Here is a 24,617-nt window from a genome sequence, read left to right on the forward strand (position 1 = left end):
GTTTATCCCCCGAAGTGAGAGATAAACGACTTCGTTTGTTTTTATTAAAGCATAACCCCAACGATAATCGCTGATAATATACTTACTAACGTTGCACCGTATACAAGTTTTAATCCGAATGAAGATACAACGTTTGCTTGTTTGCCATCGATACTCTTCGTTGCACCTGCGATAATTCCGATTGATGAGAAGTTCGCAAATGATACAAGGAAGATTGATAAAATACCTACTGTACGAGCTGATAAATCACCAGCTACTTTTCCAAGGTCAAGCATTGCAACGAATTCGTTCGTTACTAATTTCGTTGCCATAATTTGTCCTGCTGTTAGCATCTCTGATGTTGGAATACCCATTACAAATGCTAACGGTGAGAAAACGTATCCTAAAATGCTTTGGAATGTGATTCCGAAAATTGAATCGAATACACCGTTAATTGCTGTAATTAATGCTACGAAACCGATTAACATCGCCGCTACTGTTACAGCGATAGAGAAACCAAGCATAATATATTCGCCTAACATTTCAAAGAATGTTTGTTTCTTATCTTCTTGTAATTCTAAAATATCGTCTTCTTCTTTTACGTCATATGGATTAATGATATGAACGATAATGAATCCACTAAATAAGTTTAGTACAAGTGCTGTTACTACATATTTCGGATCAATCATTTTCATATAAGAACCGACGATTGACATTGATACTGTTGACATTGATGATGCACAAAGTGTGTATAAACGATTTTTCGGTAATTTGCTTAGTTGATCTTTTACTGTAATAAATACTTCACCTTGACCAACAATTGCAGCTGCTACTGCGTTATATGATTCAAGTTTTCCTAAACCGTTAATTTTACTTAATACGAAACCGACTGCACGAATGATAATCGGTAAAACTTTAATATGTTGTAAGATCCCGATTAGTACTGCTAAGAAAATAATTGGTAATAATACTGTTAAGAAGAATGGTGCTTGTCCATCGTTCGCTAAACCACCAAATACGAAATTAACCCCAGCTTCCGCAAATTTTAAAATAGCGCCAAACCCATCTGCAATTCCTTTTACTAACACAAATCCGACCTTTGTATTTAGTAAGAAATACGCAAGTACCAATTGAATTACAAGCATAAGTGCAATTGGCTTATATTTAATTTTCTTACGATCTGAACTTATAAGGAAACCTAGTACAAACACTACAAGTAAACCGACTAGAAACATTACTATTTTCATATGTGAATCCTCCACTTCTCTCACGAGTTATTGGTCGTATAACGTATAACGAATGACGTCTGACCATTGATGTTAAAAAAATTTAAAACCCCTAAATATTATTCAACTGTTATCTAAAATCAGTAAGCGTTTACATAAATTGCAATTTATAAAAGGTAGCCTCTTCTCTCCTACCATACTTGAAAGTCTGAAATTGATACCACCTACAAATCAAATTGTAAGCGTTAACTAATTGAAATGCAATATAAATTTTAAAATATTTTTATATGTTAATATATTCCTAAATAATTGGTTTTTTCATGTAAATTTACCATAAAAAAATAGCCCTAGCTATGAGCTAGGACCTCCCTTTTTACCCCGCTTTAACGGGCAGTAAGACCCCCACCTCAAAATTCAGCGAAAACAAAGAAGTTAGGTGGGTGATTAACTGCCCGTAAAAGCCCGATTGGTGAAGGCTAATAATCAGCGGGGGATAAAGCCCCCCACTGATTAAAGTTTCACTTTATAACATAACACCAACGATAATCGCGGATAAAAGACTTACTAATGTCGCACCGTATACAAGTCGTAATCCGAATGATGAAACAACGTTTGATTGGTTTTCATCGATCCCTTTCGTTGCGCCTGCGATAATTCCGATAGATGAGAAGTTCGCGAATGATACAAGGAATACAGAAAGAATACCGACTGTACGAGCTGATAAATCACCAGCTACTTTTCCTAGATCAAGCATCGCAACAAACTCGTTTGATACTAATTTTGTTGCCATAATTTGTCCCGCTGTTACCATTTCTGCTTGCGGGATACCCATTACGAATGCTAATGGAGAGAAAATATATCCTAAAATAGCTTGGAATGTAATACCGAACACTGAATCAAACAAGCTATTGATTGCTGTAATTAATGCTACGAAACCAAGTAACATTGCTGCTACCGTAATCGCAATCGTGAAACCAAGCATTATATATTCGCTTAACATTTCAAAGAATGACTGTTTTTTCTTATTTTCTAACTTCAGTGTATCTTCTTCTTCCGTAATATCGTACGGATTAATAATATGAATAATAATGAAACCACTAAATAAATTTAATACAAGTGCTGTTACTACATATTTTGGTTCAATCATTTTCATATAAGAACCAACGATCGACATCGATACTGTCGACATGGAAGATGCACATAGTGTATATAAACGATGTTTTGGGATTTTACTTAATTGATCTTTTACTGTAATAAATACTTCTGCTTGCCCAACAATTGCGGCCGCTACTGCATTATATGATTCTAATTTTCCTAAACCATTTACTTTACTTAGCATAGTACCAATAGCACGAATAAATATCGGTAAAATTTTAAAGTGTTGCAGAATTCCGATTAACACTGCAAAGAATACGATTGGTAATAAAGCTGTTAAGAAGAATGAAACCTCTCCTTTATTAACAAGACCACCAAATACGAAAACGATTCCAGATTCCGCATATCCAAGAAGTGCTCCAAATCCATCTGAAATTCCTTTTACTAAAATATAACCAATTGGCGTATTTAATAAGAAATACGTTAACGCTAGCTGAATAACAAGCATAATTGCGATTGGTTTATACTTGATTTTCTTACGATCAGAACTTATAAGAAAGCCGAGTACGAATACAACTAGTAGTCCTACAAGAAACATAACAAACTTCATTAATAAAATCCTCCATTTAACTCTTCATTAACGTTGAACGTCTGACTACTCGAAACAAGGAATAATCCGAACTTTCCATTTCTCCTCCAAAACCTTCAATCGGATATGAAAAACCATAAAATCTCTTGTCTCAAAGCCATTTTCCATTCTAACACAAATTATAACTCACATCCGCACTTTTCTTAAAAAAATACATTTTATTATAAAACACTCATTAATGTTCGTATTTTCCCTCTTCCTTTAGTTTATCACCATAAAAAAAACGAGCATCAAATTTCTCTGATGCTCGTTCCTTTTTATTATACAGCTTTTTCTTTATCTGCTACTGCTGGCTTATCCCAGCACTCTGTATTGTTTAAACCTGGAATAGACTCCGCATAAAAGACTGGATCTTTTCCTTGTTTCTTTTGTTTTACGTAATCTGATAATGCCGCGAAAGCATACTTAGAAAGGAATACAATCGCCACTAAGTTAATAATAGCCATGATACCCATGAATAAATCTGCTAAGTCCCAAACAATTTGAATTGTTGCTACAGAACCTAACATAACCATACCAAGTACCGCGATTCGATAAACATTTAGTAAAACTTTACTTCCATTTAAAAACTCAATATTTGTTTCACCATAGTAGTAGTTACCTACTAATGAACTAAATGCAAACAAGAAGATTGCAACTGCTACAAATATAGAAGCCCACGGTCCGATATGTTGACTTAATGCTTGTTGCGTTAATTGAATTCCGTTTAAATCAGCCGCTCCAGGCACATCTGATAATAAAATGATAAATGCTGTACAACTACAAATTAATAATGTATCTGTAAATACCCCTAAAGTTTGAATGAAACCTTGTTTAACTGGGTGCGTTACGTTTGCAGTCGCAGCTGCGTTTGGCGCACTACCCATACCTGCTTCATTTGAGAATAATCCACGTTTTACCCCTAGTAAAATCGCAGCTCCTAATCCCCCGCCCACTACTTCTTTAATTCCGAAAGCATGTAAGAAAATTTCTTTAAATACATATGGAATTGCCGTAATGTTTGTTACAACAACGAATAATGCCACTGCTACATATATAATTGCCATTACTGGAACAATCATTTCAACCGCACGTGCAATACGCTTAACCCCGCCAAAAATAATGATTGCAAGTAAACCAGCCATAAACAGACCTACAAACTTACCATCTGTGTTAAATGCTCCATCAAAAGCCGCGGCTACTGTGTTTGACTGCACGGCGTTGAAAATTAATCCGAAACTAACTGTTATTAGAACAGAGAAGACAACTCCTAGCCAGCGTTTCTTTAAACCCTTTTCCATATAATACGCTGGACCACCGCGGAATGCGTTCCCATCTTTCACTTTATAAATTTGCGCTAATGTGCTCTCTACAAATGCAGAAGCTCCTCCAATTACCGCGATTAACCACATCCAAAATACAGCTCCTGGTCCTCCTGCTGAAATCGCAATTGCCACACCAGCTAAGTTACCAGTTCCTACACGAGATGCTGTACTCATACAAAATGCTTGGAATGACGATACACCACTTTTTTCTTTTTGCGCTTTTCTTGTTTTTGAACTCGCTCCATCCCCAAGTAAGCGAATCATTTCTCCAAAGTAACGTATTTGAACAAACTTTACTCGGAAAGAAAAATAAAGTCCAAGTCCAATTAGCATTGCAATAATAATATATGACCATAGAACATTATTTATATCCCCAATAACCTGAGTTAAAAAATCCATCATTGCGTTCCCCCTCTTCATGACAATAAGAAAATTATATTCTAAAAACTTTTAGTAATCAAGAACTTTATGTTAGGTTTCATTACATGGATGCGTGAAGGTTCTTAACATACATGTTTTTTTACGTGAAAATATAACTAGTACGTGCATTTATCCAATACTCAATCACTCATCCTATTCGACCAGTCATACTTTTAAGACAGTACGTTCCCTACAAATAACGAGAGGAATGAACAAACAAAAATTATATTAATAATTACCTCTCACCCTTTTTATCATTTACTACAACAAAAAAGGCGAGCATCGAATTCATCTCGATGCTCGCCTTTTTATTATACTGCTTTTTCTTTATCTGTTACCGCCGGCTTATCCCAACACTCTGTGTTCGTTAAACCAGGAATAGAATCTGCACTGAATACCGGATCTTTTCCTTGTTTCTTTTGTTTCACATAGTCCGCCAACGCAGCATACGCAAATCGGCCAAGAAGTGTAATCGCAATTAAGTTTGTGATTACCATTAGACCCATAAATAAGTCTGCCATATTCCATACAACTTGAAGCGTCGCAACAGAGCCGAATAGTACCATTCCTACAACCGCAATACGATAAATCGTTAACCAAGTTTTACTTCGTTTAATAAATTCAATATTCGTTTCACCATAATAATAGTTTCCTAGTAATGAGCTGAAAGCAAATAAGAAAATGATAATCGCTAAGAAGCTACTTGCCCACGAACCGATTTGTGAACTTAGCGCGACTTGCGTTAATTCAATACCTTCTAAATTTGTTGCCTTATACGCACCAGAACATAGTACGATAAACGCTGTTGATGTACACACTAAGAATGTATCCACTAATACTCCAATTGTTTGAATAAATCCTTGTTTAGCTGGATGCGTTACATCAGCTGTTGCAGCCGCGTTTGGCGCACTACCCATACCTGCTTCATTCGCAAATAATCCGCGCTGAATACCAAACTTCATTGCAGCACCAATACCGCCACCTACAGCTGAATCTAAACCGAATGCACCTTTAAAGATTTCTGTAAACATATCCGGTATTAAATAATAATTTTTAATAACAACGAACACAGCTACTGCAATATAAATAATTGCCATCGGCGGAACAATCATTTCTGACATACGCGCAATACTTTTCACACCACCAAAAATAATAACCGCAACCAATACCGCAAGCACAATCCCTACAACATAACGCTCAATACCAAATGCATTTTTAAATGCTAATGTCACTGTATTTGCTTGTACTGAGTTGAAAATTAAACCGTAACTAATTGTAATAAGGATAGAGAACCAAATTCCCATCCAACGTTTATTTAAACCTTTTTCCATATAATAAGCAGGACCACCACGGAAGCCACTGCCATCTTTTATTTTATAAATTTGCGCAAGCGTACTTTCTACGAAACTTGAAGACGCCCCAATAATCGCAATAACCCACATCCAAAATACAGCTCCAGGTCCTCCCATAGAAATAGCTAGCGCTACACCAGCTAAGTTCCCGATACCAATACGAGCTGCTGAACTCATACAAAATGCTTGGAATGACGATACACTTCCCTTTTTACGTGTCTTTCCAGTTAATCCATCACTCATTAATCGAACCATTTCCCCTAAATGAGTAATTTGTACGAATTTCAATTTAATAGAAAAATAAAGACCTAAACCAATTAACATTGCAATAAGAATATATGACCAAAGAATTGTATTCGTTGATGAAACAAATTGCTCTAAAATATCCATACAATTAACCCCTCCTTTTCTCCATAAAACGAATTATATTTAAAAAACATTTAAAAATCAACATTTTTCGACAATTTGCATTTTCCAAATATTAGCCAGACACGAAGTAACAATATCTTTATGACTCTCCTCCCTCTAACTGTGCATACTAAAACAAAAAGTAAATCTACAAACTACCCCATTGACAAAAATACCAACCTGTAACTATAATGATTACATCAAGTTGTAACAAACCTTATTACAACAAATTCATTTACTTTCAGATATACACTTTAACAAAACACTTTGGAGGGATTTATTATGAAAATCGGAATCATCGGAGCAACTGGTAAAGCAGGAAGTCGTATTTTAAAAGAAGCATTAGATCGCGGACATGAAGTAACTGCAATCGTAAGAAGCGCTGCAAAAATTACAGAAGAAAATGTAAAGATTTTAGAGAAAGATGTATTCACTCTTACATCTAACGACCTACAAGCATTCGATGTAGTTGTAAATGCATTCGGTGCTCCAGCCGGACAAGAACACCTTCACGTAGATGCAGGAAACGTACTTATCGAAGCTATGAAAGGTGCACCTAATACAAAATTACTTGTTGTTGGCGGCGCTGGTAGCTTATTTGTAGACGAAGAGAAAACAACACGTGTATTTGATACACCAGGATTCCCAAATGAATATCTTGCAACAGCTCAAAACCAAGGTAAAAACTTAGAAATCCTAAATCAAACAAATGATATTACTTGGACATTCATTAGCCCTTCTGCACTATTCGCATTAGGAAAACGCACTGGCTCTTATACAGCTGGCAAAGACAACCTTCTTGTTAATGCGAAAGGTGATAGCTACGTAAGTTACGAAGACTTTGCGGTAGCAGCACTTGATGAAATCGAAAATCCAAAACATGTAAACGAACGCTTCACAGTTGTTTCTGAAGCTGAGTAATAGAAAAAAATGCGCGTAGATCCAATATCTACGCGCATTTTTTATTACAAAGTCCCTTTACTAGTTCTAATCCACTTTGAGTGATTTTAAATACAACTTCTGCTGAAGCTACTTGTTCTGCTAACTCATTCTTTTTATACCATTTCAGACGACTTGGTTCTGCATGATACACTTTTACAACATCCCCATACTCAAATGGAGTACCATTTACTTGTTCCGCAAAATTCTTTGAGGTTTCTTGACCGTCTGCTGATATATGCTTTTTCTCATTTCCATTTTGATCATAAATCGTAAAACCTAAATACTGTTCGTTCACAAAACGATAATGAATCACATCATTCGTAAATGTTGCATGTAATTTCTTTTCGTCATGATTTAACGTAACAATAGAACGTGTAACATTGGACACACCTTGATACACCAGGCTATCTCCATACGTCACTTCAATCGGTACTTCTGTTATTGTCTTATTCCCAAAACGATCTTTCGTCTCTACTTTTACTTTTTGCTCACCGATTTTTGTTGTACTAGGTTTTTCCACAAAACCAACTACTTCTCCACCTTTTACTTGAACAAAGTTTTTTGCATCTAATTTTTCAGCTTCTGTTCCAATTGTCACTTTTTGTGGTACTGCTGTTACTTCTTGTAAGCTTTCCAGTTTTTCAAAACCTTTTTCCGTTATTTTAAAGTACAACTCTTGTTCCACGTTCCCTTTACCGTTACCTACAAACTCATTCTTTTGATACCACTTTAATCGATTTGATTCTGCATGATATACCTTAATAACATCACCATATGCGAAGTCTACACCATTCAACTGTTCTGCAAAACTTTCAGAAGTCTCTTGCCCTTCTACCGAAATAACTTTCTTTTCATTTCCATTTTGATCATATATCGTGATTCCCATATATTTTTCATTCTCAAAACGATAATGAACTTTAGAATCCGTAAATGTTGCCTGTAGCTTTTTCGTATTATGATCCGCAGTTACGACAGAACGCGTTTTATTACCATCACCTTGGAAGACTAAACTATCGCCATACATTACTTCCAATGGCACTTCTGTCACTTTCTTATTTCCAAAACGATCTTTCGTTTCTACTTTTACTTTTTGTTCACCGATTTTTGTTGTATTCGGTTTTTCTACAAATCCGATTACTTCTCCATCTTTCACTTGAACAAAATCTTTTGCTTCTAATCTTTCAGCATCTGTTCCGATTACTACTTTTTGCGGTACTACTGTTACTTCTTGTTGAGCTTCCATTCTCTCAAAGCCCTTTTCTGTTACTTTAAATAATAATTCTTCCTCTACCTTCGCCCTACCTTGGCCGATAAAGTTATTATTTTGATACCAATTAAAGCGATCTGATTCTGCGTGATACACTTTTACAACGTCACCATACTCGAACTCTAACCCATTAATCGATTTTGCGAATTCTTCCGCATTTTCAACACCTTTTACAGTTGCTTTCTTTTTCTCATTTCCATTTGGATCTAGTAATGTGAATTCAAAATACGCATCTTCTTTAAAATAATAATGCACTTGATTAGAATCAGCTGTCGCACTAAACTTTTTCTGATCGTGTTGCAGTGTTACAATCGATTTAATATCAGTACTATAATTGAGCCCTTTGAATACTAAGCTATCACCATAACCAACATTTACTACAACAGGAATTAAATTTTTATTCCCTTTTTCATCTATAATTTCTACTTTTACAGTTTTTTCTCCAACTTCAGGCTTATCTTGCATAATCACACCTGTTGTTTTTACACCTTCTCCTAAATTCTGTACAAGTTCTTTTGCTTTTTTCTCATCATATGTAGTACCAATTACTACATTTTGTATTTTTTCATTATTTGGCTCGCCATATGGAATTTCATATAACTCAGTTTGTTTTTCACGAATTGGATTGCTATCTGTAGATAACCAAACTTCCTTTTCTAATTTTGGTAAATTTAATTTTTCAATCTTCTCTCTAGTATCATCATTTGGAATTATTCCCCATTTATCAAAGAAAGGAATTAAATTTTGCCCAGCTACTTTTGACGTCATGTAAATAAACATCTGCTTTTTCTCTTCATCAGATTTAGGCATTTCTGTATCATGTAACACACGATACATTTGATGTAATTTCGGATAGAACTGGTCTCCATAAGCTAAATGCAACTGCCAAAACATAACTAATTTTTCGAATTCATTCATCTTCTCTTGCGCATTCGGTTTACCTAGATAAGCAAATGCGGCTTCATAACGATTTTCTTGCTCTAACCTTGTTTTATGTCCAAATGCAGTTTGAACTGCTAAAGAATAAATGTTAACGGTTACTTCTCCAAGCCCCTCCCATAACCAAGTGTCCTGTTGATGTTGATGCCCCACTTCATGCCAAGGTCCCCATCCATCCGCAGTTAACTCTTCTAGATTTAGTACTGACTCTAAATTCCCTTTACTATAAGCTGTTCGATAATAAGTCGCATACATATAATTGTCCGTATACCAGTCTTCAACATAATGAATGGAATGTTTGCCTTGATTCGCAACACCCACACCATCTTTTGATAAACCAGATATCTTATGTTCTATATTAATTATTTCATCATGTTTCTTTAATAACGCAGCTGGATCTTCTTGCTTCAAATGTTCCGCCACAGTCTCAGGATGCATAGTTAGTAAACTATTTTCCCCTTTCATCTCGATTGCATATGAATTCGGTGATTCCTTCAACATACGTTTCCAATCTTCTGTCGTATGTTTACCTAAAATAAATAAAGGATTTGGTATACCACCTTTTTTTACTTTAGCAACTACTTCTCCTGTGTTGTGATAATTATAAAAGTATAATAGCCCTCCATTCGGAGAAGAAATTTTATTTTCACCAGGATTTAAATTGAATTGTTTAGGTTCTTCTTTTTCATAAGAATATGTGCCAATATAAGCTTTAATCTTTTGATTCCCATCTACTTGAATAACTACTTCTTCACCTGGCTTTACATAAATACCAGTTGGTTCATAGGGAGAAAAACTCATTCGACGCTGATGCAACTCACGTATCTCTTCTACATCACCTTTTGGCAGCAATTGATACACTCGTTCTTCTTGCTGTTTCTCCTTATCTTCAATCGTCATCTCTGCATATACCTTAGGCACTTCAAGACCATACGGAGTTAATAACGTAGCTAAAAAAACTCCAGCTACTAATACCCTACTCTTTTTCTTCTTTGACATAATCTGTGTCCCCTATTCCTTTTTTTAGACAAACTACCCTATACATTCATTTAATTGAAAATCCTATTATTTTTATAAAACCATTTAATGAATAGACTAACACCTCGCGCACCTGTATCCATTACTACCGCATCCCTCTCAATGTATTCAATTTCCTATATTATAAAATTTTTATGTATTGTATCCTCCTCACTTCTTTCTACTTGTGATGAGTTCTCTTCCTACATAAAAAGAGAATAGTAAAAAATGTACTTCAGTCTTGTCATCTATACATCTAAAAATGTGAAAAACAATAGAAACTTACATTTTATTCATATATGACCATCTATAGGTAGTTTTTCCAACTGAATTTTACACGCTTTCTATTTTGTTTGATAGCATTTTCAATCAGAATAATGTTACAATTTTGTGAATATAATCCATTAATCGTAACGTTTGGATTTCAACATATTTTATATTATTCTAAAATATAGTTTAAACTGTCCCAATATTGTTTTCATGTTATCTATACCCGTTTATTATTTTTAACATATAATTTAACTTCTACTCAGATAAGAAAAAAGCACTGGCAAACGCCAATGCTTTTTCCACTATCTTTTAATTTGATTCGGTTTATGTGGTTCATTTGGTGTATAGGGTTTATTTGGTTTATTATCATGACCATTTGCTTTTTTCCAACTTACCGCCAACTCTGGACTTGTTTTCTCTTCACTACGCTCAAGTAACACAACTGCATTTTGAATTGTCGGTGTTCCTTTATGTGCAATTCCTTGTAGTTTCGTTAAATTCCCTGATACTTTAAAGCTAAATCCACCCGATGGTGTTTGTTTCGGAATTAAAATGCGGAACTTTTCTCCTACATTAAATTCTGTTTTTCCCTCGCCTTTTTCATTTACGAACTTCGCGCCTTCTGGTGCACCTGTTGCTTGCACTTTATACGTTCCACTTTTTGCATTTGTTTGCACTGTGTATAAACCTGTTTCAAAAAACTCATTTTTTAATACTGCCTCTTGTTCTTCTGATGGTACTACACTCATCGTAATTTCTTGTAGTTCCTCACTAGCGCTTGCTTTTGCAACTATATCTTTCGTTACTTTTTCTACATTTTTATTACGGAAATCTAAATCGTTAATATCAATTTGTTTTAACGCATCCCACACCGCAAGCTGCGTTGCGTAATGTGCCTCTCTCCAATCGGAAACACCTAATTCTTGTGGGCTCTTCTGCGGATACCCGTTTAATAGTACACGGTATACGTTAATATCTACTTTACCCATTTCAGGTAAATCTTGGCCGCTCGGAGATTTCAAATCCACATTTAAGCAAAAAGCAATTTTGCCATCTGCTGTTTTAATAAGCTCTGTTCGAATTGGTTTTTTCTTTGACTTACTATAACTCCAATCCATTTGATACTTCGTGTGATCCATAACCTCTGCGGATGCCTTTTGAAGTGGGAATAATAAGTTCGCAAATACAAATAAAACACTCAAAAAAGCGGCCATTAGCTTGAACGATCGTTTTATATTCATGTCTACAACCCCTTATAAAATAACAAATTTACTACTATGTATTATTTAGTTAGAAAAGTTTTTTATGCATAGACAAAACAAAAAAGAGTGCAAACTTTTTTGCACCCTTTGAACTTACCTCTATTAGAAATCAAAGTTATCAGGATCTGGACCAACGCGGTGGTTCTGATTTAAAGCATCAATCTTTTCCATATCTTCTTTTGTTAATTCGAAGTCGAATATATTAGCATTCGCAATAATACGCTGTTCTTTCGTTGATTTCGGAATCGTTACAACTTCATTTTGAAGATCCCAACGTAAAATGATTTGCGCTGTTGTTTTACCGTACTTATCAGCAACTTCTTGTAAAGTTTCATTATCTAATAATTGCCCTTGCATAAGTGGTGACCATGCTTCCATTTGGATTCCTTGTTCTTTACAGAAAGCCTGTAGTTCTTTCTGCGTCAAACGCGGGTGATACTCTACTTGGTTAATCATCGGCTTAATTTCCGCACCTTCCAGTACGTCTTTCAGATGATGGATTTGGAAGTTACTTACGCCAATTGCACGCACGCGTTCTTCTTTATAAAGTGTTTCTAACGCTCTCCACGAATCTTTATATTTCCCTTCAACAGGCCAATGGACAAGATATAAATCTAAATAATCTAGTTCTAATTTTTTTAAGCTCTCTTCGTATGCAGCAAGTGTCGTTTCATATCCTTGATCTGCGTTCCACACTTTTGAAGTAATGAATAAATCTTCTCGAGAAATTCCTGCTTCTTTTATACCAGCGCGAATGCCTTCTCCAACTGCTTTTTCATTTCCATAAATCGCAGCTGTATCAATGCTACGGTATCCTTCTTTAATGGCTACTTTCACAGCCTCTACAAGTTCCGGTCCATCTTCTACTTTAAATACACCTAAACCGAACCAAGGCATTTCCACACCGTTATGCAATGTTGTTTTACTTTGTAAATTTTTCATTATATTTTTCTCTCCTTTATTTTGCTTGATCTCTTTTTTCTAAGTTCATACTCCAAGCTGTTAAAATAACAGCGCCTACTACCATAATGCCGCCTACCCAAGCTGTATGAATTAATCCTAACGAGTTCGTTACAATACCGCCCAAATAAGCCCCAAGAGCAATTCCTGCGTTAAATGCTGCAATATTCATTGCTGATGCGATATCAACGGCACTCGGCACGAAACGCTCAGCCAATATAACGACATACACTTGTAGTCCTGGAACATTCATAAACGCGAATAGCCCCATAAAAATAATTGTGATAAGCCCCGCCACTTGAAACGGCGCTGTAAATGTTAGTACGAATAATACAATTGCTTGAATAAAGAACATGTAAAATAGTGCACGAATTGGATTATGATTCGATAATTTTCCGCCGACCATATTCCCAATCGCAATTGCAATCCCGTACACTAACAAAATGATTGTAACGGTACTCGATTTAAATCCTGTTACTTCTTGTAATAGCGGAGATAAATACGTAAATGTTACGAATGTTCCTCCATATCCTAATGCAGTAATGACGAAAACAAGTAAGAGTCTTCCGTTCGTGATAAGTTTGAATTGATCACGAAATGATACTCGTGTACCCTTTTTTAAGTTAGACGGAATTAACATGCTGTTTGCGACTAAGGCAACAATTCCAATGACCACAATCACCATAAAAGATGCTCTCCAGCCAAATTGTTGACCAATAAACGTTCCAATTGGTACACCTGTAATCGTCGCAACAGTTAAACCAGTAAACATAAATGCAATTGCACTTGCACGTTTATTCTCTGGTACAAGCGCAGCCGCAATTGTGGATCCTATCGACATAAAAACGCCGTGTGCAAACGCAGATACAACCCTCGCCATAAGCAACACAGTAAAACTTGTTGCCACTGCCGCAATTCCATTACCAATAATGAAAATAATCATAATCCACATTAATAATGTCTTTCGCGACATACTAGCTGTTAATGACGTTAATACTGGGGCACCAAACGCTACCCCTAATGCATATAAAGAAACGGTTAAACCCGCTGTTGTAACAGAAACATGTAAATCCTCTGAAATAGATGGTAATAAACCGACACTAATAAATTCGGTTGTACCAATTCCAAATGCACTAATTGCTAGCGCTAATAAAGCAAACATACTTCTTCGATTCGTCTGTACCGCTGAAGAAGATACTGTATATGAATTCAATTGAACTCCTCCTTAATGCGAGAAATCCAATCATAATAGTGTGATAAAAAGGCCTTTTTATCTTCTACAAAAATAATGTTACTGCTGATATATGCTATTATGAATGGCTTCACTCTTTTTTTGAAGAACGCACTTTAAAGTACGATAGGTACCAAAAAGTAACATAGGCACTTTTTAGTACCGTACTACTCATTTCCCTCTTACGTATGCTATTATGGAACATATTCAACATAATAAAAAGTACGTACTTTAAAGTGCTATAGGTACTTTTTAGTAACATTTAAATTATTTGGCTTCTTTTGTTGGAGAACTGAAATCTACATTCATCAAAGGAGATTTTTATATGAAGAAATATAATATTCCCGTTGAAGCGACTTTAGAGGTTATCGGCGGAAAATGGAAAGTCGTTATTCTTTGCCACTTAACGAAAGGTACAAAGAGAACGAGTGAATTAAAACGTCTCATGCCTGGTATTACACAAAAGATGTTAACACAGCAATTACGCGAATTAGAAGAAGACGGAGTTATTCAAAGAAAGGTATACAATCAAGTACCACCGAAAGTAGAATATTCTCTTACAGACTACGGTTGGTCTTTAGAATCCATTCTTGATTCTCTTTGTACTTGGGGCGAATGCCACCTTGAAAAAAGCGGTAACACATCAATGCTAATTACAGAAGGTGAACAATAAAAAAAGGAAAAAATGAACATAAATTTGTCCATTTCCTCCTTTTTTTCTTTATATATATGTACATTTTTAAGATAGATAAAATAATTTATGCGCTTTCATGCCTTGTCAGTACTAGGTTACAGAATCAATATCAAATAATTAGGAATCATTTTTATGTTAACATACGTGTATATAGTATATAATATAGGATATATATTATATACACTTTCCGATAAGGGAACTTTCCATTATGCGGACAAGCCATGTATCGGACAGTTCATAAATAATAGGTAGGACATTATGGTTTTGGATTTATGATTTCAGCTTACTTGCTGTCATAAATTTAAAGGCATTTTATTGTGCTTTGTGAAACTTTGTATAAAGTTTCGCAAGTGTTTACTATCTTATCTATCAAAAATAAGAGTATTGCTATCGTAAAGGAGAATTGGAGATGCCAGAAACTATGACTCAAACAAAGCCAGAACAAGAAACTGTACAAATTTCTGCTAGCCAAGGACAACTTGATGTACTTGATCAGTTGTTAAAACCTGAGGTACAAGAATCATTAACAACACTAGTAGAACAGCTTCCAAAATTAACTGAGCTTGTTAACATTTTAACTAAGTCTTATGACTTCGCTCAAACTGTTGCTACTGATGAAGTATTAAAAAGCGACACTGTTAGTGCAATCACAGAGCTTGTAGAACCTGTAAAGGATACAGTGAAAAGCATGGCTGCAACTGCTATCGAAGCAAAAGATCGTGCTGATGAAAGCAACGAAGTTATCGGCCTGTTCGGTCTATTAAAATTACTAAAAGACCCACAAGCACAAAAAATGTTCCGCTTTGTGAACGCATACCTTCAAATTAGTGCAGAACGTAACAATAAATAATTTAACTTATAACAACAATTAGTAAAGACGGGGGATATCATACTATGTCAAAACAAATTGTCATCTTAGGCGCTGGTTATGGCGGTCTTCTTGCCGCTTTAAACGTACGTAAATATTACAGCAAATCAGAAGCACAAGTTACAGTGATTAACCAATACCCAACGCACCAAATCATCACTGAACTACACCGCCTTGCAGCTGGTAACGTTGCTGAGCAAGCAATTGCAATGCCACTTACAAAGCTTTTCAAAGGTAAAGACATCGATCTTAAAATTGCAACAGTTGAGTCATTCTCAGTTGATAGCAAAGAAATCAAACTAGCTGGTGGCACTACGCTATCTTACGATGCACTTGTAGTTGCTTTAGGAAGTAAAACTGCTTACTTCGGTATTCCAGGACTAGAAGAAAACAGCATGGTATTAAAATCTGCTGCTGATGCAAACAAAATCTACAAACACGTTGAAGACCGTATTCGTGAATACGCTAAAACGAAAAACGAAGCTGATGCTACAATCGTAATCGGTGGTGGCGGATTAACTGGCGTTGAGCTAGTTGGTGAGCTTGCTGACATTATGCCTAAACTTGCAAAAAGCCACGGCGTAAATCCAAAAGAAGTTAAACTTCTTCTTGTTGAAGCAGGTCCAAAAATCCTTCCAGTATTACCAGACCACTTAATCGAACGTGCAACTGCTAGCTTAGAAGCACGCGGTGTTACATTCTTAACAGGTCTTCCTGTAACAAACGTTGCTGGTAATGAAATCGACTTAAAAGACGGTCAAAAAATCGTTGCTAACACATTCGTTTGGACAGGCGGCGTACAAGGTAATCCATTAATTGGTGAATCAGGTCTTGAAGTAAACCGCGGTCGTGCAACTGTTGATGCACATCTACAATCTACTTCTCACAAAGACGTATTCGTTGCTGGAGACAGCGCTGTTGTCTTCTCTCCAGACGGTCGTCCATACCCACCAACTGCACAAATCGCTTGGCAAATGGGTGAGTTAATTGGATACAACTTATACGCAGCACTAGAAGGCAAAGCATTCGAAGAGTTCGCACCTATCAACTCTGGAACACTTGCTAGTCTAGGACGTAAAGATGCTGTTGCTACAATCGGAGCAAGCAATACTCCGCTTAAAGGTTTACCAGCATCATTAATGAAAGAAGCAAGTAACGTTCGTTACTTATCACACATTAAAGGTCTATTCAGCTTAGCATACTAATCTGAATATAAGCCCGAATCATGCCCTGCATGGTTCGGGCTATTTTTATCCCGCTATTTGCGGGCTGATAATCAGTGGGGATGTACAAAACCCCCCACTGATTAAAGTTTCACTTTATCCGTAATTTTCTCTAACTTATTTATTCGACAAAAGAATAATATAACCTCTTTAATTATCAAAATATACTGACTTTTTTATGTCGAAATTGTGTATATGAAAAGAGCGGAAGTAGATATCTTCCCTACTTCCGCTCTTTCACAAGAACTATTCTCCTAATTCCACTAAGCTGTAGTTCTTCTTCCCTTTACGAATAATGATGAATCGTCCATCAAATGAATTTTCTACAGTAACATCTGTACCCACATCCGTTACTTTTTCACCATTCATAGATATAGCCCCATTATTAATATCTTCACGCGCTTGACGTCTAGAAGGTTCAATTCCTAAATCAACTAGCCACTCTACGATATTTTTCGTCTCTTTTGAAGATTGGAATGTCGGCATCTCTTTAAAGCCTTGTTCAATTTCATCAGCTGTTAACGACTTAATATCTCCGCTAAATAACGCTGCTGTAATTTTCACTGCCTGTAAAAATGCTTCTTCTCCATGAACGAATTTCGTCATTTCTTCCGCTAATACTTTTTGTGCTTCACGTTTATGAGGCTCTGTTTCTACCTTCGCTGCTAATTCATCAATTCGCTCTTTCGTTAAGAACGTAAAGTATTTCAAGTATTTAATTACATCACGGTCATCTGTATTCACCCAGAACTGGTAAAATTCAAACGGTGTTGTCTTTTCCGGATCAAGCCAAATAGCACCACCTGCTGATTTACCAAACTTCGTACCATCTGATTTTAATAATAATGGAATCGTTAATCCGAATACTTTCGCTTCATGACCTTCTAACTTACGAATTAAATCTAAACCACTCGTAATATTTCCCCATTGATCACTACCACCAATTTGCAATTGAACATCTTCTTTTGTGTATAAATGATGAAAATCCATCGCTTGCAAGATTTGGTACGTGAATTCTGTGAAAGAAATCCCTGTATCTAAACGACTTGCGACAATATCTTTCGCTAACATGCTATTTATGCTAAAGTTTTTTCCGTAATCACGTAAAAACTCGATAACGTTTATTTTATGTGTCCAGTCATAGTTATTTACCATCTTCACTTCGCTATTCCCGCCAAAGTCAAATAACTTTTTCATTTGCGCTGTTAACGCATCTACATTATGCTGCACCACTTCTAAAGTTTGCAGTTGACGCTCTGATTGACGTCCACTTGGATCACCAATTGTTCCTGTTGCCCCGCCAATTAAAATAACCGGATGATGACCAGCTAATTGGAATCTCTTCATCATCATAAACGGAATCAAATGTCCGATATGCATACTATCACCAGTCGGATCAACTCCGCAGTATAGTGAAATCTTTTTCTCTTCTACTAACTTACGTAAACCTTCTTCATCTGTCTGCTGATTCACAGCACCGCGCCATTCTAATTCATCAATAATATTCATCTTTTGTCATCCCCTTTATTTTTTTGAAAACAAAAAAGCCCCTATGTCTACAATAGACATAGGGACGATTATTCACCGTGTTACCACCCAGTTTGCATAAATAGCATAGCTATTCATACCACTCTTAGCAATAATATCGATTGCTAGTCCGCTTAGCGTTACCTAAGATACTCCAGAGTGTAATTCACAAGTTTGTTTGTGCTAGGTTCCAGCAATCCCTAGCTCTCTTTGATAACAGTGACAAACTGCTACTGGGCTCTTTCAACGTATATTTTATTTGTTAAATTATTAGCCATTATATTGAATCCAAATCAAATTGTCAACAATAACCAAATGTTATTTCGAAATAATTCATACTTTTATACGTTTTTTATTCAAAGATTACTGTAGATCTTCTCCAATAATCCTTACTTCTCTCTCTAATTTCACACCGAATTTTTCTTCAACAGTTGTTTGTACGAAATGAATTAAATCGATATAATCTTGTGCAGTTCCGTTATCAACATTCACCATAAATCCAGCGTGTTTTAAAGAAACTTCAACTCCGCCAATTCGCTTACCTTGCAGTCCTGATTCTTGAATAAGCTTACCCGCAAAATTATTTGGTGGACGCTTAAATACACTGCCACATGAAGGATACTCTAAAGGTTGTTTTGATTCACGCTTATACGTTAAATCATCCATCTTTTCCTTAATCTCTTCACGCACACCTTCTTCAAGTTCAAACCTCGCTTCAAGAATAATGTAATGATTGTTCGCAAATACACTCTTACGATATCCAAATTCAAATGCATCTTTCGTTAAAGTACGTAGCTCTCCATCACCTGTCATTACGACAGCTTCTGTTAGCACATATGCAACCTCACCGCCATATGCACCAGCATTCATATATAACGCTCCGCCAACTGAACCTGGTATACCACAAGCAAACTCAAGTCCTGTTAAACAGTGATCTAATGCAATTCGTGACACATCAATAATTGCTGCACCACACCCCGCAACAATCGCTGTCCCTGTTACAGTAACATTTGTAATATGAATTAAACTTACTGTAATCCCGCGCAGACCACCGTCTTTAATAATAACATTAGAGCCGTTTCCTAAAAACGTAACTGGAATATTGTATTGATTCGCATACTTTATAACTTCTTGAATTTCATCATAATTCGTAGGAGAAACGAACACATCCGCTTTCCCGCCCACTTTAATATGCGTATGATTCTTTAACATTTCATCTTGCTTCACATGACCTTCAGGCAATACTGTACTTAAATATTTATAAACCTCGTGCATATTCATTTTACGATTCCTCTATTTCTATAATCTTTTTATCCCGCTATATACGGGTCCATAATATCCCCACATAAAAATGCATTACAAAACAACAGCTAACGTGGTGAATACAGTGTACATAAAGCACACCTATAAACCTCTTAAATTATAAGAGGTTCCACTCATATTAAAATATATATCGCATAATAAAGCAACCCAAATGGGCTACTAAACTTGACATGTAACCATATAGACAACAATTTGTAAAATATATAGGTTTTTCAAAGTAATACCCTTCAATATCTTACTATACCACACGAAAGAAAAGTGGTATTTTTTTGTAATCTTTACTTTATTTTCATCAATAAAAAAAGAGCACATCCCACAGAATGTGCCCTTTCTATACTTTTTAACTTATTTTTCGTTCTCTTCTTTTTCCTTATCAAACCATAATAGCTCATCGTCATCAACTTCACCATTATAATTGATTAGAATCTCTTCTCCCGCTTTTATATCTTTGTAAGCAAAGAAGTTAAACGTATGATTCTCGAAGACAATATCATACGTTGCATTCGGATTATATGCATGATTAAATAACATGCCGTATCCTAACAGGAATGCCGTATGATTTACCCCATACTCAAATGCGTAGTCAGCAAGTAACGTTTTCTCAATGTGTTCATGCTGTTCATTCGGATAAGAGATAACTGGTGCTGAGTGAATCAACTCACCCTTTTTAATATCACGAGTTGCAAATACCCCTCTATTAAATTCTCCATCACTAAGTTCAGAAGTCTTAACTTCGATCATATGCGTCACCTATATAATTCTTTCTTTGAAGTATTTTATTCCGCTATTTGCGGGGTTCAACTAATAATCAGTAGCGTATAGCCCCACTAATTAAAGTCTCAGTTTATCTCCTTAAGCTTGGCAGAAAACGCGCAGAAAAGCAATTAAATTACTATCAAGTATTCATTTAAATGAAAAAAGAGCACACATGGTGTACCCTTTTTAAGAGATATTACTTTTCTAAAATATCTTCTAGCAACTTCACTTGCTCGCTAACAGTATGTAACGTCTTCACCGATGTATCATTTCGATGCTTTTCTTCTTCAACACTCGCTAACACTTCTTCCGTAGCTGCAGAAGTTTGTTGAATTACGTTAGAAGCATGTGTAACGTCCTTTACGATATTCGTCGTTTTAGCTTGGAAACTTTCTTGATGACCAACAATCTCCCTCATTACATCATTAATCGCATCAATAAACTTCCCTAAATCCGTTACATTCGTCAAAACACTTGCTAACATTTCGTTACATTCTTCTTGTACTCTTTCTGACTTCTCTACCTGCACTTCTACTTTACTTGCTTGATTACTAAACTCCTTCAAAATCCCTTGAATTCTCCCCGCAGAACGATTCGATTCTTCAGCAAGCTTTAATACTTCATTCGCTACAATAGCAAAACCTTTTCCATGCTCGCCTGCCCTTGCAGCCTCAATATTTGCATTTAAAGCTAACAAACTCGTCTGACTTGAAATATTCGTGATTACATCTACAATTTCATTAATTTGTTTCGATTGTGTCATCAATTCTCTAAATATAGTTCCTGATTGTGAAACAACATCATTTAAACTTCTCATGTTAGCTTCAAAATTTCTTAAAGTACTTACACTACCCTTTGAAATTTCTAAACTTTCATCAACACGAATCGAAGCATTTCTTACTTGAGAGATGATTTGTTCAATATTTCCCTCCATATCATTCAATACTTCTACTGAACGAGACATCATCTCTGATTGCGATTGGGTTCCCACTGCTACTTCTTCAAAAGCAAAGTTAATTTCACTCATTGACTCCATCGATGTATTCATATTTTGTCTTAAATGATTGAAATTACTATCTAGTTTCACAACTGTTCTCTCAATAAGCCTTTGCGTTTCTTCTAACTCCTGAGCTTTCTTCATCACCGCTTGCTTCTCATCACTTAAACGAGCCAACAGATTAGAACCAATCTTCGTTACACCCCACATTGCAATCGTTACAATCGCTAACAAGCTTGCGAAATTTGCAGCTTCAGATGACGCTGTATACGCAAAAAATTGATTTGGCCAATAACTACAAAGTATAAATGTAACAACAACTGCTACCCCGCCAAGAATTAAAATAAGACGTTCACTCAAATAAATAAGTGAAACCGCTAATGTAAAATAGACCATTTGAAATACAGCTGGGCTTTCATTAAATGCTTGTACCATAATGAAAGACATAATAAGTAGCATACATGTCATGATGTATTTATACATTGCTTCCATACTTTCTATAAAAGTAAGCAGCGTTCCAAATACTACGATAGAAATACCACACATCCAAAATGCTATTGCTCTCTCTGTAAAAATATATCCGTAATACCCAATCGCGATTATCCCAAGGAAGAAACTACACATCGTGATAAATAGCAATAAATGATTTTTCTGTGATTCTTTCTCAAGGTTAGAAAAACAAGTTCTCTTTAACCACTCCATATATGAAGCCCCACCTTCTACTCATACGTATCGATTACTTCAGCTTGAATACCGCACTCACTGGGTTATGATCGCTATTTTCAAACTTCAAATCTTTCCCTTGTACATTTACAATTTCAACATTCGGTGAAACGATAAAGCCATCAATAATCGTGACGAAATTTTCACCTTCCACATATTTCTTCACATCATCTCTCACAGTCATAACAGACGGATCTACAGCCCACTTAAAGCCACCATCAGTAAAGTCCTTTGGTAACTCTACTAACCACTCAGGACGCTCTTTCACGAACTTTGGATCACTTAACTGAGCGTTAGAAATTAATTGATTCCAGTCTCCGCCCATTATTACATAATCACCATTTTTATAATGCTTGTTCATATATTCTTTTAAATACTCCACTTGCTGCTTTCTAATTTTTCCGCCTTCATCATAAGCAGACAAATGTAAATTTACGAGTCTAACAAATTTCCCATTATTAACAGGAATTTTATGTTCAACAATCGCTCGGTCTAAATCAAATAAACGCTTTGGCCACGGCTCCATTCCAGGAAGCTGAAATCTCTTCGCTGTTTGAACCGTATATTTAGAAAATGTACTTAATCCAGCTTCAGCATATCCCATTGGACTTGTGATTGGTACAGGAACCCATTTTGTATCATAGTTCTTTCCGAACGAAGAAGTATAATCAGGCAGTCCTTTTTTCAAAAATTCATGCCCATTTACATCAAATGATCGCATTGATTTTATATCTACTTCTTGTAATAGCGCAAAATCACTATTCTCATTTTGTAAAAACGAAAGCATATTCTTTAAGTTAGTTTCCGTTTGTTCTTTACTACTTGAACCAGACCCTTTTCCCCCATCCATAAAGAAGTCTTGATCCTTATCTAGTCCAGCATATCCAATATTAAATGTTGTAACTTTAAATTCATTTTCATGCGCAATTACGCGCTCCTTATTGTTTTCCACCTTCAAGCTTATAACATCAGCCGGCTGTTCTTTTGTAAGTGTCATATAAGCTAAAAAACCACCTACAACTCCCACACCTACTAAAATACATATAAGTACTATTTTTAATAACTTTTTCAAACAAACGACTCCTTTTCTAAAACATACGATTTTACTTTTCTTTATTTTCAGTTAAATAAAGAAAATGACAGACATACGAAATATTTTATCACACTGAAAACCTTATATCACTATATTTAGTTTATAAGTAAGGATTCCTTATCTTAAACTATTATATAAATACAAAATGCACAAACTTCTCCACTGGAAATTAAACACAATGTTTAGTACACTATATGTAATAATCATAGGCGATGGAGTTCGCCATAACCGCTGCTTAGCTAATGACTCCTACCAGTATAACTACTGGTAGGAGTCTATTTTTTTGAGCAAGCTATTTAAAGAGGTGAGGAATTTGATTTATATTATCGTCGGTATAGCCGGTATATTAGGAGCCCTTTCTCGTTATTATTTAGGTCTTACTATTCATACATTTTGGCATCATTCTTTTCCATTAGCTACATTACTCATTAACTTAGCCGGCTGCTTCTTATTAGCATGGCTAACTACGTATATCGCCCGGCTAAACATCTTACCTTCAGAGGTTATCACAGGCATCGGGACTGGATTCATCGGTTCCTTTACGACGTTTTCAACATTTAGTGTAGAAACTGTGCAATTAATCAATCATTCTGAATGGAGCACGGCTTTCTTATATGTATCATGTAGCATACTTGGCGGTCTCATTATGTCTGGACTTGGCTATACACTAGGTGATTTCTTAATTAAGAAATCACTTACGGAAGGTGATCACTTATGATGGAAGCTTTATTAGTGGCAACTGGAGGGTTTTTCGGTGCGATTACACGATTTGCAATTAGCAATTGGTTTAAAAAAAGAAATAAAACACCCTTTCCAATTGCTACATTCCTTATTAATATAACAGGAGCATTTTTACTCGGGTATATAATTGGCAACGGAGTCTCTACAGGATGGCAATTATTATTAGGAACTGGATTTATGGGCGCATTCACCACATTTTCGACACTTAAATTAGAGTCCATTCAGCTTCTCAATCGCAAAAAAATTTACACATTCCTTTTATATTTAAGTACTACTTACATAATTGGTATCCTATTCGCATTCCTTGGAATGAAGCTCGGTGGAATATAAAAAAGCGACTCTATTGAGTCG

General features: G+C 35.8%; 19 protein-coding genes, 1 riboswitch and 1 other annotated feature. Of the genes, 6 read left to right on the top strand and 13 right to left on the bottom strand.

Translation table 11 applies throughout. From position 1 onward, the window contains the following. Positions 1 to 44: 44 nt before the first annotated feature. The 4 genes from MKX37_RS24865 to MKX37_RS24880 form a co-directional block, all read right to left on the bottom strand. Positions 45 to 1,226, bottom strand: a complete 1,182-nt coding sequence (locus tag MKX37_RS24865) for a NupC/NupG family nucleoside CNT transporter (protein WP_000706851.1) — start codon at positions 1,224 to 1,226, stop codon at positions 45 to 47. 502 nt (positions 1,227 to 1,728) lie between these two features. Then, a complete protein-coding gene (locus tag MKX37_RS24870) occupies positions 1,729 to 2,910 on the bottom strand; it encodes a NupC/NupG family nucleoside CNT transporter (protein ID WP_002089478.1) in 1,182 nt (393 codons plus the stop codon). 299 nt (positions 2,911 to 3,209) lie between these two features. Continuing rightward, entirely contained in the window at positions 3,210 to 4,652 is a 1,443-nt protein-coding gene (locus MKX37_RS24875) for an alanine/glycine:cation symporter family protein (protein WP_033713841.1), read from the bottom strand. Between the two features lie 332 nt (positions 4,653 to 4,984). Then, positions 4,985 to 6,415, bottom strand: coding sequence for an alanine/glycine:cation symporter family protein (locus MKX37_RS24880; RefSeq protein ID WP_002167417.1), 1,431 nt, complete (start codon positions 6,413 to 6,415; stop codon positions 4,985 to 4,987). Positions 6,416 to 6,715: 300 nt separating this feature from the next. On the opposite strand from MKX37_RS24880, the gene MKX37_RS24885 reads away from it, so the two are divergent. Continuing rightward, positions 6,716 to 7,354: an NAD(P)-dependent oxidoreductase gene (locus MKX37_RS24885; protein ID WP_002129841.1), complete on the top strand. Its 639-nt coding sequence runs from the start codon at positions 6,716 to 6,718 to the stop codon at positions 7,352 to 7,354. A gap of 28 nt (positions 7,355 to 7,382) precedes the next feature. Here MKX37_RS24885 and MKX37_RS24890 read toward each other — a convergent pair whose 3' ends face one another. The 4 genes from MKX37_RS24890 to MKX37_RS24905 form a co-directional block, all read right to left on the bottom strand. Then, entirely contained in the window at positions 7,383 to 10,580 is a 3,198-nt protein-coding gene (locus MKX37_RS24890) for a putative mucin/carbohydrate-binding domain-containing protein (protein ID WP_078206611.1), read from the bottom strand. 590 nt (positions 10,581 to 11,170) lie between these two features. Then, positions 11,171 to 12,109 carry a thioester domain-containing protein gene (locus tag MKX37_RS24895; protein ID WP_078422083.1) on the bottom strand — a complete coding sequence of 313 codons (939 nt, stop codon included), beginning with the start codon at positions 12,107 to 12,109 and terminating at the stop codon, positions 11,171 to 11,173. A 123-nt stretch (positions 12,110 to 12,232) separates the two neighbouring features. Continuing rightward, positions 12,233 to 13,072 carry an aldo/keto reductase gene (locus tag MKX37_RS24900; protein WP_002068247.1) on the bottom strand — a complete coding sequence of 280 codons (840 nt, stop codon included), beginning with the start codon at positions 13,070 to 13,072 and terminating at the stop codon, positions 12,233 to 12,235. A 16-nt stretch (positions 13,073 to 13,088) separates the two neighbouring features. Further along, a complete protein-coding gene (locus MKX37_RS24905) occupies positions 13,089 to 14,252 on the bottom strand; it encodes an MFS transporter (protein ID WP_161939635.1) in 1,164 nt (387 codons plus the stop codon). Positions 14,253 to 14,646: 394 nt separating this feature from the next. Between MKX37_RS24905 and MKX37_RS24910 the strand changes: the two genes are divergently transcribed. The 3 genes from MKX37_RS24910 (at position 14,647) to MKX37_RS24920 (ending at position 17,088) form a co-directional block, all read left to right on the top strand. After that, positions 14,647 to 14,994, top strand: a complete 348-nt coding sequence (locus MKX37_RS24910; RefSeq protein WP_000760478.1) for a winged helix-turn-helix transcriptional regulator — start codon at positions 14,647 to 14,649, stop codon at positions 14,992 to 14,994. 430 nt (positions 14,995 to 15,424) lie between these two features. Then, on the top strand, positions 15,425 to 15,865 hold the full coding sequence (locus MKX37_RS24915) for a DUF1641 domain-containing protein (protein ID WP_002016003.1): 441 nt from the start codon (positions 15,425 to 15,427) through the stop codon (positions 15,863 to 15,865). Between the two features lie 44 nt (positions 15,866 to 15,909). Continuing rightward, a complete protein-coding gene (locus MKX37_RS24920) occupies positions 15,910 to 17,088 on the top strand; it encodes an NAD(P)/FAD-dependent oxidoreductase (protein ID WP_002016002.1) in 1,179 nt (392 codons plus the stop codon). Between the two features lie 264 nt (positions 17,089 to 17,352). On the opposite strand, the gene tyrS is transcribed toward MKX37_RS24920, so the two are convergent. From tyrS to MKX37_RS24945, 5 genes are all read right to left on the bottom strand, one after another. Continuing rightward, the gene (tyrS, locus tag MKX37_RS24925) at positions 17,353 to 18,615 is read right to left on the bottom strand and encodes a tyrosine--tRNA ligase (RefSeq protein WP_078177980.1); all 1,263 of its coding nucleotides are present in this window, start codon (positions 18,613 to 18,615) and stop codon (positions 17,353 to 17,355) included. 57 nt (positions 18,616 to 18,672) lie between these two features. Further along, positions 18,673 to 18,889 (bottom strand) — a binding site (T-box leader). 107 nt (positions 18,890 to 18,996) lie between these two features. Then, a complete protein-coding gene (murB, locus tag MKX37_RS24930) occupies positions 18,997 to 19,914 on the bottom strand; it encodes a UDP-N-acetylmuramate dehydrogenase (RefSeq protein ID WP_002016019.1) in 918 nt (305 codons plus the stop codon). 387 nt (positions 19,915 to 20,301) lie between these two features. Beyond that, positions 20,302 to 20,697, bottom strand: coding sequence for an SET domain-containing protein (locus tag MKX37_RS24935; RefSeq protein ID WP_000573650.1), 396 nt, complete (start codon positions 20,695 to 20,697; stop codon positions 20,302 to 20,304). A 211-nt stretch (positions 20,698 to 20,908) separates the two neighbouring features. Next, a complete protein-coding gene (locus tag MKX37_RS24940; protein WP_002143703.1) occupies positions 20,909 to 22,411 on the bottom strand; it encodes a DUF4077 domain-containing protein in 1,503 nt (500 codons plus the stop codon). Positions 22,412 to 22,445: 34 nt separating this feature from the next. Continuing rightward, on the bottom strand, positions 22,446 to 23,504 hold the full coding sequence (locus MKX37_RS24945; protein ID WP_002167413.1) for an endonuclease/exonuclease/phosphatase family protein: 1,059 nt from the start codon (positions 23,502 to 23,504) through the stop codon (positions 22,446 to 22,448). A 220-nt stretch (positions 23,505 to 23,724) separates the two neighbouring features. Further along, positions 23,725 to 23,784, top strand: a riboswitch (Fluoride riboswitch). A gap of 54 nt (positions 23,785 to 23,838) precedes the next feature. Between MKX37_RS24945 and crcB (MKX37_RS24950) the strand changes: the two genes are divergently transcribed. Both crcB (MKX37_RS24950) and crcB (MKX37_RS24955) read left to right on the top strand, forming a co-directional pair. Further along, positions 23,839 to 24,243: a fluoride efflux transporter CrcB gene (crcB, locus tag MKX37_RS24950; protein WP_002143706.1), complete on the top strand. Its 405-nt coding sequence runs from the start codon at positions 23,839 to 23,841 to the stop codon at positions 24,241 to 24,243. Further along, entirely contained in the window at positions 24,240 to 24,596 is a 357-nt protein-coding gene (gene crcB, locus MKX37_RS24955; protein WP_002167412.1) for a fluoride efflux transporter CrcB, read from the top strand. Before crcB (MKX37_RS24950) ends, crcB (MKX37_RS24955) begins: the two co-directional genes overlap by 4 nt. The last annotated feature ends 21 nt before the right edge of the window (positions 24,597 to 24,617 follow it).

Origin of the sequence: Bacillus sp. FSL R5-0709 (assembly GCF_038004785.1) — a bacterium.
GTDB lineage: Bacteria > Bacillota > Bacilli > Bacillales > Bacillaceae_G > Bacillus_A > Bacillus_A mycoides.